Here is a 13,263-nt window from a genome sequence, read left to right as displayed (position 1 = left end):
GACATACCGCCATCCAGTTTGGCGCACTCGGAATTGTCGATTTCCCTGACATCATATCCACTATCGCGCAGCCGTTTGGCAGTGACAGGGAAACCTGCGGCCATAATTACGAACTGGTTAAAGCGGATGGCGTTTGCCGCGGCTTCCTCATTTGGGGCGGTGTAAATCACGTTATAGTCGGCAAAACACCCCGAGGCAGCCAGCCGTTGGGTTGAAAGGATCGTGTCTGTGTCCAGCAAGGAACAATCGGTTTTGAAATGTAGCACATCGGCAGGGATGGTGATGGTGCGCACGGTATAGCCCCAATCGCTGAGCAATTCGGCAAGTTCATCCACACCGGCCTGATCGGTGCGCTCCGACAGGCCGACCAGTATTTCGCGGGCAGTGACCAGAATATCGCCACCCTCAATCGTTCCGGGGCCTTTGATCTGGCGCACATCGGCGTAGATATCGCGTAAGGTGGGGGCCATTTCGGCCACTTCGCCCATCCGTGTTGGTGCACCGGGTCGCATCAGGATCGCGCCTTGGGGCAGGCACAGGGCGGTGTCCTCGACAAAGACAGAATCGGGATAATCGGTTAGCGCTGGTAGCTCGATTACCTCGGCTCCTGTTTCGCGCAGGGTATTGATGTAGGCGTCATGGGCGGCCAACATGCGCGCCAGATCGGGGATGCCAGTGTCGATGGCGCGCAGCCCCTCAACGATAGAGGCGGCGGGTTTGCGGGTGATGGCGCGGGTGAATTCGATGCTGGGGTTTTTCATGCCCAGCAGTAGGCGCTATTTGCGGCCAAAGGAAAAGAGTTTTTTGCTCCATTTTTCTTTTGCAGGGCGCGGCACGTATTTGTCCAGCTCGGCCTCGATATCGGGGCCATTGATCAGTTCTTTGCCGTCCTTGACCTGATTGGCAAGGAAGGTGGCGATCGGGATGATGGCACCCTTGTATTCGGGTTTGGCAAATATCCCCAATGCCACATCTTCCAACCGAAACATCACGGTTTCTGAATCCGGTTCGCCGTCTAGTCCCGCAATCAGGCGGGATAATTCGTCCACGCGGGCGATATCGCCGATGCCGCAGGTGTTGCAGGAACAGGCGGTTTCTTCGGCAATCTGGCCGCCGAACAATTCAATCACGCGGATTTCCAGCATTTCGATGAAGGAGTCCCAGTCGTTGTTGGCAAACGCCTTGTCGCTGATCAGAACAGGGGGGCGTGGCAGCATTCGCACCGACAGGATTTTCAAACCCAACGCGCGCGCGGTCAGGGCATGACCGGCCTCGTAAACGGCGAGGCGAAAGGCAAGATCGGCGCATTGACCTTCGGGGGCTTGGGCGGTGGTTTCTGAATACATGCGGTCGTCCTATTAAGTCGCAATCGTATTTGCAAGCGGCGGTTAGGTTTTTGCCTTGTCTGGCCGTGCCTCAATCGCGGCTACGGGTTTTTCGGAGGTGATCGCGGTTTTGCCGGATGGATCGGCATAGCGGTCATTCAAACTCTGGATATGGGTGGCCACGGTTTCACGCACTGTGCGCAAATTCTTGCTGGTGCGGGCTGACCATCCTGCGGGTTCCTTGCGGAAAATCGACTGGAATGCACCGGCGCTTTTCAGGAAAGCGTTCTTCAGGTTCAACTCAACCTGACCATAGGCCTCGGACAAGGGGGCCGCGATGCGTTTAGCAACGAAACCACGCATCCAGAAATGGAATGCAAAGGCCAGAATGGCCGCGGCGACAACAGCGACTGTGGCGTCGATCCAGTTGGCCTTGATCCATGCCGTCGTGAATATCTCCATCGATGGCATCCATTTGAAATAGACAGATGCCCCGATAGCGGCGGCCACAAGAGCCCCAAGCGCAATACCATCGCCGAGCAGCACACCACGGCGCCATTTTGACTTGGCCGTGCGCAGTTTTGGCAGCACATCATGCTCCAGTTCATTGGCCACGGTTTCCAGCACCGAAACGATGCGGTAGTTGCGCTGCAACTCGACCTCGTCCATGCGGGCGGTGATTTTGGCCAGATCTGCATCGCGTTTGGCGCGGAACCGTTCGCGCAGGGCCTTGTCCTCGATCGGGATCGCGGCACCCTCGTTATAGATGGTGTAAAACTGCCCTGCCGTCAGACCTGCCTGCGCGATTGCGCGTTGCCACGCGCCGACCACTTCTTCTGGGTTGTCGTCTTTGGCGGCGGTATCAATCTGGTTCAAAACATAAAGGAATTTGCTGGCGTCCGTACGTTTCACTGTGCGGGCCACCAGATGTTCCAGCGTGTCCTGCATTGCACCGGGTTCGGGGTGGCGGGCGTCAAAGAACACCAGCACCAGATCCGACAGATCAAGGATGTGATCGGTGATGCGCAGGGTCGAGGTGCGCTGATCATCGGCGTCAAAACCGGGGCTATCAATGATGATCTTGCCGCGGATCGCTTCTTGATCTGTGGTGCGCAGTTGCAGGTAGCTTTCGATATGTTTGCCTTCGCCTTGGGCCACCTTTTCGATCTCGTGGCTGATCCGGTAAAACGGAAAGCGCGGATCGGCATCCAATGCAGAACCTGGCAGTGTCTGGTTGGCACCCGTGCCCGCCGATCGGTGGCAGATCACAGTGAATTTGTCGTCCACCGCCTGATTGCCGGTGCTTTGCAGATCATCGCCGACATAGGCGTTGATAAAGGTCGATTTACCGGATGAAAACGTGCCCAGAACCGACACCAACGGCCACCATGAAATGCGCGACGCGAGTGATGTTTCGCGGTCCAGCAGGCCGGTTTTGTACAGCAGCTTGTCGAACTTGTAATAGGTCGGCAGCACCTCGAGCAGGGCAGGGTTTTCAGCCTTTAGATGGCTTTCCAGACGGGCGAGGCGGGATTTGAGAAATGTGCTCATGGTGTTTTGGTTCCGATTTGCGGCGTTACTGGGAAAGGCGGTTGCGCAGGTCATTGGCTTTGTCGGGTGCAATGTTTTGCAGCACGCCGACCAGGCCCATGACCTGTTGCAGGTTGCCATCCTTGATCAATTGTAGGCCGGCCTGATGATACATATTGGCCGCCTCGTCCATGCGGCGCTGGGTAAAGTAGAGATTGCCAAGCTCACCTTTGATGTCGGCATTGTCGGGGGCGTCGTCGATCAAACCTTTGTAGCGGGCCTCGGCCCCTTTTAGATCGCGGTTCCAATAGGCCTGGCGTGCTTCATCCAGACGGGTCTGGATGTCGTTGTTACCTGATTCAGCGGTTGTCGCGGTGGCCCCAGTGGGTTCTGCGAGGGCTGTCGGGGCGACGGTTTGCGCGGTTTCATTGGTGGGGTATTTAGGCGGCTGTGCCGCGTCGGCTGCGTCAGGTTGTGGCGCAGTTTCGTCGGCGTTGGATGCGGGCGTTGTGGATTCAGTCGCGGCTTCGGTTTGGGCAACAGGCACGGCTATTTTTGCAGGCTCATCGGCTGTGGCAGCAATTTCGGCACCGCCCGATGACATGCCCAGCATGGCCATCACGCTGTCGCGTTTGAAAAACAGCACCGCCGCCAGAATGACAACGATGTATATGATAACGAGTCTAAGGAATGGCATGATCATTGGTCTTATCCTTGGTTGTTCTATCTATCAATGCGGCACATTGGGATGATTTCGGTTAGGTGTGGATGGCATCGGCCAATGCGTCCAGTTCAGCGGCGGCTTTGCCATTCGGTTCCAGTTCAAACACAGCCAACCCTTCGGAAAACGAGCGGCGAAAAGCGAGGCGTTGCACCATTTTGGCTGTGATCGGTTTGATCCCGTCCAGCATTTCCAGTGCTTTCATCGTTTCGGCGTTTTCACGCGAACGCGGGTGTGGATCGGCGCGGTTGATAAAGGCGAGGATGGTGGGCGGTTTGCCCTTTGGCCGCGCTTTGGCAATGATATCCAGAAACTGCTGCGTTGCCCAAATATCGGCCTGCGAAGGCGTGACCGGAATGACGATGCGGTCGCAAATCTTGATGGCAGCGCGCAGGGCGTCCATGTCGGACAGGCCAACATCAATCAGCCACTCGCCTTTTGCTTTGGCGCGGGTTGGTAGTTTATGAACCACCTTTAACGCAGGCTCGACCCCGTCCTCGGCGCGGATGGTCGCCACATCGCTCACCGTGCGTTGCGGGTCAAGGTCGCAGACGGTTACGTCATGCCCTTGCTCCAGCCGCCAGACCGCCATGTTAAACACGACGGTGCTTTTGCCGGTGCCCCCTTTGAAGTTGGCATAGAGTGTCAGCATGGCAGCAAATCCTTTATCATTCTTCGCCCGCAGGTGCGGGTTGTGGCGGTTGTAATGTTGCGGGGGCAGGGGGGGCCTGTTTTTGCCACCCCTCGGGCACCTGAAAGGCGGCGGCATCAACGGGACCAACCGTGATATCTTCCAGCCTGCGCACTTCGCCCCCTGGAAGGTCTTCTCGCACCACCACGCGCAGTTCGGGGTCAAACCACCAACTGCCGGTGTTTGCAGGTTGGTTGCCTGTGGTGATTTTTATGGTCCAGTGTTCGGTCATCCGGCCGTTCAAATCTTCCATAGCTTGAAAATTCATCGCCATCACGCTGCCATCAGGGAATTCCTGACGCAATGCGCGGCGGCGGGTTGAATCCCACAGGATAATCAGCGGACGAGTTTGCGGAGTGCTGGCCAGCGCCCAGCGTTCAACGGCAATGCCGCTGACGGTATCGGTGCCGATGCGTTCACACTGCGCCATTTGGGAGGTTTCAGGGCAGGGCGTGGTATAGCCATCGGATTTGGCGGCCGGCACGGCTTGGCCGCGAATTTCGATGTAGGTTTGTTCTTTGGGGTCCAGAATATACATCACCCCTTCAGTGGGGCGTAAAATCTGGATCACGGTTTCGCCGTTCTGGTCAAACTCCAGCCGCATGTTCTGGCCGGATTTGACGATTTTGCCGGACGTTTCTGATTGCCCGGGTAGCCCATGAATGGCGGTGGCGGAATAGGTTTGGGATGCATCGCTGCTGGGGGTTTGAACGGTTTGGCCTATCGCAAGGGATGTGGCCGCAAGCAAGATATGTGCGGCGATGGTTGTGCGCAATCCGATGTGCATTTGCATGTGTCCCCCCGTATCCGGTTTTGTGTCTTTGGCAGATCCGTCCGCCCCACATATTTGCGCAGGGCGGACGGGTGTTTTCAGGTCAAGCAGAGCCTAGTTGCTGGCTTCTGGTGTTGGTGTTTGCAGCTCGACCGCACCGTCTGCCGGTGCTGCTGGTGCTTGGCCGTTTTGACCCGCATATGGGCCTTCTGGACCAGGGTATGGGCCCCAAGCAGGGTTCCACATGCCGTAGCCGCCATTGCCGTTGCCGTTGTTATAGCCGTAACCGTTGCCATAACCCTGACCTTGGCCCTGACCCTGACCTTCGCCCTGACCTTTGCCTTCTGCGTTGCCGGAGAAACCAAAGTTGAACGCGCCAGTGCCGTTACCACTGTTGTTGTTTGAGCCGTTGAATGGGCCCCAGTTGTTGCCAAAACCGTTGTTATAACCGTTGTTGCCACCCCAAGGTGTCCAGTTGTTGTTGCCGCCCCAACCATTGTTGTTGCCGCCCCATGGTGCCCAGTTGTTGTTGCCACCCCAACCGTTGTTGTTGCCACCCCAAGGTGTCCAGTTGTTGTTGTTATAGTTGTTGCCGTAATAACCTGGAGGCGGGCCGTTATAGCCTTGGGCGCTTACGCCAACGGCCATTACGCTGCCCAGACCGGCAGCAAGAGTAAGTGTTATGATTTTATTACGCATTGTATCTCTCCTTGATATTGTTCCGTTTGATTGCTGAATGTGGCATTGGAACGCGTGCCGTCATCCGTTGTTTTGATCGTCTAGTCTGTAGTCTTTTGTTGTTATTTCTGCTCACCAAAATCCGAACGGGGAAAAATTGTTACCGGGGGATCCCCCCCAACCGTTGTTGCCTATAATTGGCGGGCCATAGCCGCCGTATCCACCAGGGTTTTGGGGGCCGCCCATCATGTATCCTTGCGGATAACCTTGGGGTTGGCCGTAGTATGCAGGTGGATTTGCATTCGGGGGGAAGGGTGCGCCCTGATAGCCGAATGGCACAGAATTGAACGGTGCATTGGGCGGTCTTTGCGGGCCAGCCGACAGGCGCTGCGCCAGATCTGGTGGCGCAAAGCGGCTTGGGCCGGAAGGGGCGTCGGTTTGAGCGGAGGGGAGCGGTGCAGGCGCTTCCTCGTAATACTTTGGTTTGGGGGCAGGTGGTGGCGGGGGTGGTGCGGGTTGTGCCTGCTGTTGTGCCGGATAGGGGTTCCACGGGTTGCCGGATTGCGCGTTTGCAGGCGCAAGGCACAGCAACACGGCCGCAGAAGCGACGGTCAGTGGTCCAATATGTATCCAGTTCAGTGTCATTCGCTTTCCTATTGGCGCGGCATCATCGGCGCGGAAAATCCTTGGCGATTGCCATAGCCATTGTTGTTCCAATTGTTATTCCAGCCATTCTGGCCCCACCCATTCTGGTTCCAGCCGTTTTGCCCCCCACCGTTTGGGTTCCAGCCATTTTGCCAAGGCGCTTGCATCGGCATGAACCCTTGCTGACCCCAAGGGGCAGGAGCATAGTTCGGGGCGGGTTGCGGTGGTCGCGCGGGTGTTTGCGTGTTTCCCGGGGCATATCCGGGGAAATATCCGGGTGTTGGGGCAGCGCCGTAGCCTTGTCGTGGCTGTGCCTGCGGTGCGGCGTTCCAGCCAGAGGTAAGCGACTGTGGTTCGGTGCGGCCAACGGCGGCAGGAGCTTGTGTCGTTTGAGTGCCGGATGCTCCTGCGCGCGGCTGTTGCTGTGTGTTCTGCATCCAATAGGGTATCGGCATGACATAGCGTTGCGGCGTGAACGTCGGCATCACCGGTTGTTGGCGTATGATGATCTGGTAGGGGCCAGGCACGGGCACTGGTTTCATGCCGGATTGCGCTGATAGTGGCGTTGTGGCCATCGTCACACCGAGCGTTAGGCCCAGAGCTATTTGTGCAAGTTTACGCATTTTCTGACTCCCTAACTCTCGTTGCTATTGTTTGAATTCTTTAACCGGATGCCGCGCCGCCCGCTGGTTTTGGCTTTGCGCCGTGGTGCTGGTTTGGTCGCAGGCTTGGCTACCACAGGTTTGGCGGGTGCCTTGGCCACAGGTTTGGCTGCGGGTTTGCGCTTTGCTGCTGCGGGTTTTGTCACCTTGCGGACCGCTGCCGGTTTCGCCGCTTTTGGCTTGGATGCCGGTTTTACGGCTTTCGGTTTGGGTGTCGGCTTTGGTTTGGGCGCAGGCTTGGTGGCTTTTGCTTTGGGTGTTGGTTTTGCTGCCTTTGGTTTTGGCGCGGGTTTGGGTGCAGGCGTCTTTTTTACGACGACGGGTTCAGCCACCGATGCGGCTGGTTTCGGGTCGGGTTTGGGTGTTGTCATAGCGGGTTTTGTCTTGGCAGCAGCCGCTTTGCTGCGGGCACCTGCAACCGCGCCGACAACGCCACCAACAGCCAGTTTACTCAAACCATAGGCCGCTTCGCCTGCGAACATGGCGGCTTCTCCAGCGCCAGACAACACGGCCCCGGCGGTTTTAACCACGCCTTTGCCCTTGGCGCTGTGCAGGTTCGCAGGTTCAGGCGCGGGTTTTGGCGCCGGCATGTCCCCGCCGCCATCTGTGCCGCCATCGGTGGGTGATTGGGGTGCGTCCGTGCCTATAATCAGCGCTTCGCTGTAGGAAACACAGCCCAGCGGGATCACGACCAAAGTCAGCAATGTTGATACCAGACCGCCCATCATCAGGGAAATCGCCATGCCCTCGAATATCGGGTCAGACAGGATCACGGATGATCCAGCCATCAACGCAAGTGCTGTGATGATGATCGGGCGGGTGCGGGTTTGGCAGGCGTAGATCACCGCGTCTTGCACGTCCATGCCCTGCGCCACAGCGTGACGCGAGAAATCGACCAGCAGGATCGAGTTTCGCACGATAATCCCCGCCAGCGCGATGAATCCGATCATCGAGGTCGCGGTGAAGGACGCGCCAAACAGCCAGTGGCCGGGCACGATGCCGATCAGTGTCAGCGGGATCGGGGCCATGATAATGGCGGGCAAACGGAAGTTGCCAAATTCGCCAACCACAAGGATGTAGATCAGGATCAGCGCCACACCAAAAGCGATGCCCATGTCGCGGAAGGTCACATAGGTGACAGTCCATTCACCCGTCCATTCCAGCGCCGATTGCAGGCTGGTGGTGGGCGGGCCGATATAGTTGGTATCCACCCGAACGCCATCGGGGGCGGTGTAATCATCCAGCAGGTCTTCCATTTCAAGGATGCCGTAGATTGGCGCACCCAGACGCCCCGCGACTTCGCCGGTGACATATTCAACGGCACGCAGGTCTTTGTGATAGACCGGATCGTCTTTGCGGAACTGTTCGAAGTGACCCAGCGTGGTCAGCGAGATCATTGCGCCATTGACCGAGGGGATCGGCAACTGGCCCAGGCGGCCAAAATCGCCGCGCAATGCCAGCGGCATTTGCAGGTAGATAAACCGTGGTTCCAGTGCGCGTTCGTCTTTAACGTCGCCCAGCTTATAGCCGCCAAGCGCCATTTCCAACTGCCGGTTGATGTCTTCGACCGATACGCCAAGGCGCGATGCCTTTTCGCGGTCAACGACAAAACGCCAGCTGTCATAGGGCATTTGCATATAGCTGTCGGCATCAACAATGGTGTCGGCCTGATTAAATAGACGCTCAACATCACGGGTAACCTGACGGCGCGTTGCATCATCGGGGCCATAGATTTCGGCGACCATTGTTTGTAACACCGGCGGGCCGGGGGGCATTTCGATGATTTCGATCCGTGCGCCCATTTCATCGGCAATCGGTTTCAGGGCGGCACGCGCCGCCACGGCCAATTCATGCGAGGAACGATCGCGATCGCCCTTGTCTGTCAATTGCACCTGAATATCGCCAGCCCATGCCATATTCCGCAGATACGTATGGCGCACCAAGCCGTTGAAATTGAACGGACTTGCCGTGCCGGTGTAGGATTGCAGTGCCACAACTTCGGGCATCTTTTGCAATTCTTGCGACAGGCGCGACACCACGTTGGCGGTGACGGGCATGGCCGTGCCATCAGGCATGTTCACCGCCACATTGAATTCCGGTTTGTTGTCGTTAGGCAGCATTTTGACAGTAACGGACTGGGTGTAAAACAATCCAAGGCTCAGAAAAAACACCAGCCACATACCGAGGCGGAATATCCGTGCGCGACCTTTGCTTTGCAGCAGTGGGCGCAGCAATTTTTCATAAACGTTTTTCAGTTTTTCGGATTGGCGATGCTCGCTGTCCTGCATTTTGGCCAGCTTGTTCATCGACGGTTTGATGCGTTGCGCCAGCCACGGGGTAAAGATGAAAGCGGCGAACAGCGACAGCAGCATGGCGACAGAACCAAGTGCCGGAATTGGCCCCATATATGGCCCCATCATTCCGGTAACGAAACCCATTGGCAGCAGGGCCGCGATCACGGTGAAGGTGGCCAGAATGGTCGGGTTGCCCACCTCGCGTACCGCATCGACATTGCAATCATCGCTGCATTCGCCCTCTTCCAGCCAGCGGCGGTATATGTTTTCGACCACAACGATGGCGTCATCCACCAGAATGCCGATGGAAAAGATCAGCGCGAACAGGCTGACGCGGTCAATAGTATAGCCCAGCAACCACGCGCAAAATACAGTCAGCAGGATCACCACGGGGATCACGATCAGCACCACAACGGCGGCACGAAGGCCCAGTGCCAGCCAGATCAGCAAGGTCACCGCAAAGGTCACGACAAACAGTTTGAAGATCAGCTCGTTGACCTTTTCATTGGCGGTCTCGCCATAGTTGCGGGTGACTTCGACGTGGATGTTTTCAGGGATCAGTGTGCCTTTTAGCCGCTCGATATACGTTAGCACATCGTTGGCCACCGATACGCCATTGGTGCCGCTTTTCTTGGCCACCGCAATGGTGATCGCCGAGGCACCAATCGGTGCACGTTCATCAACGCGGTCCTGACCTTCATGGGCGCCATAAGCGGGGCCGGTATAGTAGGACACAAGGCTGTTCGCGTCATCGGTGCTTTCGGTCACAAGCGCTACGTCACGGATATAAATCACTTGGCCGTCTTGCGAGCCGATCATCAGGTTTTCAATGTCACGGGCGGTGCGCAGGAATGATCCGGTTTGCAAAGAAAAGGTGTTTTGCCCGACTTCGACAGACCCGACTGCGCGCTCAGAGTTGGCATTGCGAATGGTTTGGGCCAACTGGTCAAGGCCAATGCCAAAACCGGTCAACCGTTCTGGGAAAATCTCGACACGGATCGCATTGGAGCGCCCGCCAACAATAAAGCTCTGCGAGGTGCCATCGACCTCTTTCAGGCGTTGCATAACATCCAGACCCAACGAGCGCAGACCGGCTTCGTCCATCTGGTGTGACCACAGCGTCAGGGTGACAATCGGCACATCGTCCACACCTTTGGGGCGGATCAACGGGTGCGAAACACCTGGCGGAATGCGGTCTAAATTGGACTGTATCTTATCGTTCAGTTTGACCAGAGATGGGCCCAGCTCTTCTCCAACCTCGAACTGCACCGTGACCATCGCGCCATCGCGCTGGGATACGGAATAGACGTGTTTAACGCCTTGAATTTCGGACATCATCCGCTCTAGCGGGTCCGTGGCGAGCGACGCCACCTGATTGGCGGACGCGCCATGATACGAGAAGAAAATATCGACCATCGGCACGGAAATCTGCGGATCTTCCTGACGCGGTGTCAGGATCAGACCCATAATGCCTAAACCAAGGCATGCAACCAGCAATAGCGGCGACAGCGGCGAATTGATGAACATTCTGGCAAGGCTGCCAGCCATCCCCAGCTTGGGACGTTTAGCTTCATCAGCACCGGTATCCGGTTGGTTATTTTCTTCGGTAGCTATAGCGTCCTCCCTTCTGGTTGGGTTGGTGCCGGATTTTTGTCGGCTTATTACCCTGTCTTGTTGTCGTGTCTGTTATTCCCCTGAAATCAGGTTGGATGGCGGATTCAGGATAACCTGTTCGCCCCCCATCAATCCTGATACCACCGATATACGGCCATCAGGCAGTGGATAGCCGACGCGCACCAACCGCAGCGATGGTTTACCATCCTCAAGCACAAAGACTGACGGCAGGCTGCCGCGCCAGATGAGGGCTTCATTCGGAATAGCGTGACCAGTGCGCGGCGGGATCGAGGCGTCGGGCACAGTGACCTCGACATACATGCCAGGTCCACCCGGTGTGTCGTAGGGCAGGTCAAACTTGACCCGCACTGTGTGGCGTTTTGGGTCGGCCACTGGAAAAATCTGCGCCACTTTGGCCTCAACTGTGGCACCGCCCACATCCAGACGGGCCGGAACGATCATGCCCTCAGAGAGACCTGCCGCCAGCCGCACCGGAATTTCGGCGTCAATGCGCAGGTAATCGGTAAAGGCGTAGGTGATCAGCGGCATACCGGGTTGAACCGTGTCGCCCACTTCGACCATTTTGTTGATCACGATGCCATCAAACGGCGCGACTGATCGGGTGTCGCGCACCCGTGTGTCCAGTGCTTCCAGATTGGCCTGCGCCTGCATCAAAGCACTTTGTGCCTGATTGATACCAACGCCGCGGGCGTAAAGATCGGCCTGACGCTCAACACCGGTGTTGGTGAAACCGAGCGAGTCTGAAAATCCGCGGGTAAAGAACTGATCAAACGTTGATGGAATGCCCATGCCGGGAATGCCGCTCATTGAATTTGTGCGCGGCGCGTATAGCTCGCGTGAATACTGCATTTGAGAGTTGCGCAAGGCGGCTTCGGCCTGATTGATCTGCGCAAGGGCCGCGCGGCGCTGGGCCTGAATGCTGTCGTCGCCGATCTGAAGCAACACATCGCCCGCTTTGGCGCGGTGGCCTTCAACGCCTGCCAGAAACGTCACGCGTCCCGGGCTTTGGGCGGTCAGGGTGACCTGTTTGAACGGGGTAACTGTGCCTCCAACCGTGGCTTCGCCACCGGTGGTGATGGTTGAAACCGGCGCGGTTTGATAGCTGCTCTCAGTTTGGGCGTGGCTGGTTGCGACAGTTAGCAGGGGGGCGGCACATAATGTGGCTACCAAAACGTAGAATGATAATCTCATCCGAATTATGTTCCGCATATCGCTCCCCATTATGTTGCACCTAATAAAGGTTGTGTAATAATTCCTGTCGCAATCAGACTGATTTGAAAAGATATAACGCAATTTCAGCAATATATCAAAATATTCATATATGAATAATCGTGCAGATATATTGGTGCGCCTGAAATGGCATTGGCCCTACAGGTTAGTAACATGTATAAATATGTAGAAACGCCTTATTTATATGCTTAATACCCGCAGGCGTATTGCGCAGAATATGGCGTGTCAGGACAATGCGGCATGAGTTGGATAAATCACACCTTACACCCCTATTGGTCAAAATGACCAAACATGGGCCCATATGCTGTCAGTCGGAAACAGGTGAAAAAACACCAAGGTGATTCGCCCGCCTAGAAGGGGAATGCATTGCCCCACATATAGGACATCGGATTGGACAAGGCATAGGTGGCCTGGCCGATATCATAGGTCATCCGGTTCATATTGGCCGCCATGTTGTTCATGGCGCCAGACAGGGTTTTCATAGTGCCGGTCATCGAACCCATGTTTTCGTTCATAACAGTGATGTCCTGGTTCATCGTCAGCATGCTGTTGCTCATGTTATGCATGTCATCTGCCATGCTAACTTGGGTGCCCACCATGGTTTTGATGCTTTCGTTCAGCTCCATCATAATATCGGTCATGGTGAAAACCTGTTGGGCCATTCCATACATCACCCAGGTAAACACAGCCATCACAATCACAATCAGCAATGTCGTCAGGCCGATAAAACGTCCGCTGTTTACACGTCTGTACATCTCGATATGCTCTCGCTTTGCTGGACGTGCAACAGGACGTCGTGGGGGATGTGATCCGGCCTGAAAAACCGGCACGGACACAGAAACATTCAAATACTCATATTATAAAATGCGAATATTGTTAAGTGTTTCCGGTTTTATTGATTCGAGAGGCGATATTTAGGCTCCTGATCGGGGCTTCATGTGCCCAAGGGGGCCGAGTTTCACTGGCTTGCATCAATAAGGCTGGCCAAAACCGACGCAAAAGGTCGTGAACACTGCATTAAGTGCCGTCGTGCTGTTGCATTACGCCGCGCCATTCGTTTTACTCAGCCCCTAGAGAGCG

At 56.3% G+C, this 13,263-nt stretch carries 12 protein-coding genes; all 12 read right to left on the bottom strand.

Features of this window, described 5'->3' with window-relative positions; all coding sequences use genetic code 11:
* Window positions 1-761: dimethylarginine dimethylaminohydrolase family protein (locus tag ACWB12_RS12035; protein WP_479530328.1), on the bottom strand; the 761-nt coding region annotated here is incomplete at its 3' end.
* Between the two features lie 15 nt (window positions 762-776).
* Complete coding sequence (locus ACWB12_RS12030) at window positions 777-1,346, bottom strand: hypothetical protein (protein WP_479530327.1); 570 nt, start codon at window positions 1,344-1,346, stop codon at window positions 777-779.
* Between the two features lie 42 nt (window positions 1,347-1,388).
* Entirely contained in the window at window positions 1,389-2,876 is a 1,488-nt protein-coding gene (locus ACWB12_RS12025; RefSeq protein WP_479530326.1) for a dynamin family protein, read from the bottom strand.
* Window positions 2,877-2,901: 25 nt separating this feature from the next.
* A complete protein-coding gene (locus ACWB12_RS12020; RefSeq protein ID WP_479530325.1) occupies window positions 2,902-3,558 on the bottom strand; it encodes a tetratricopeptide repeat protein in 657 nt (218 codons plus the stop codon).
* A gap of 55 nt (window positions 3,559-3,613) precedes the next feature.
* Window positions 3,614-4,228: a nucleotide-binding protein gene (locus ACWB12_RS12015; protein ID WP_479530324.1), complete on the bottom strand. Its 615-nt coding sequence runs from the start codon at window positions 4,226-4,228 to the stop codon at window positions 3,614-3,616.
* Between the two features lie 16 nt (window positions 4,229-4,244).
* Window positions 4,245-5,060 carry a hypothetical protein gene (locus tag ACWB12_RS12010; protein WP_479530323.1) on the bottom strand — a complete coding sequence of 272 codons (816 nt, stop codon included), beginning with the start codon at window positions 5,058-5,060 and terminating at the stop codon, window positions 4,245-4,247.
* A gap of 93 nt (window positions 5,061-5,153) precedes the next feature.
* Window positions 5,154-5,738 carry a hypothetical protein gene (locus tag ACWB12_RS12005; protein WP_479530322.1) on the bottom strand — a complete coding sequence of 195 codons (585 nt, stop codon included), beginning with the start codon at window positions 5,736-5,738 and terminating at the stop codon, window positions 5,154-5,156.
* A 111-nt stretch (window positions 5,739-5,849) separates the two neighbouring features.
* Window positions 5,850-6,362 carry a hypothetical protein gene (locus ACWB12_RS12000; protein ID WP_479530321.1) on the bottom strand — a complete coding sequence of 171 codons (513 nt, stop codon included), beginning with the start codon at window positions 6,360-6,362 and terminating at the stop codon, window positions 5,850-5,852.
* A gap of 8 nt (window positions 6,363-6,370) precedes the next feature.
* Window positions 6,371-6,985 (bottom strand): hypothetical protein, encoded by a 615-nt coding sequence (locus ACWB12_RS11995; RefSeq protein WP_479530320.1) that lies wholly within the window; start codon window positions 6,983-6,985, stop codon window positions 6,371-6,373.
* 11 nt (window positions 6,986-6,996) lie between these two features.
* Complete coding sequence (locus ACWB12_RS11990; protein WP_479530319.1) at window positions 6,997-10,866, bottom strand: efflux RND transporter permease subunit; 3,870 nt, start codon at window positions 10,864-10,866, stop codon at window positions 6,997-6,999.
* A gap of 138 nt (window positions 10,867-11,004) precedes the next feature.
* The gene (locus tag ACWB12_RS11985) at window positions 11,005-12,162 is read right to left on the bottom strand and encodes an efflux RND transporter periplasmic adaptor subunit (protein WP_479530318.1); all 1,158 of its coding nucleotides are present in this window, start codon (window positions 12,160-12,162) and stop codon (window positions 11,005-11,007) included.
* A gap of 371 nt (window positions 12,163-12,533) precedes the next feature.
* Window positions 12,534-12,938, bottom strand: a complete 405-nt coding sequence (locus ACWB12_RS11980; protein ID WP_479530317.1) for a hypothetical protein — start codon at window positions 12,936-12,938, stop codon at window positions 12,534-12,536.
* Window positions 12,939-13,263: the final 325 nt, after the last annotated feature.

The organism is Profundibacter sp. (genome assembly GCF_056498605.1).
Note: the sequence above shows the minus strand (reverse complement) of the source record. Positions and strands in the feature narration are given on the sequence as shown.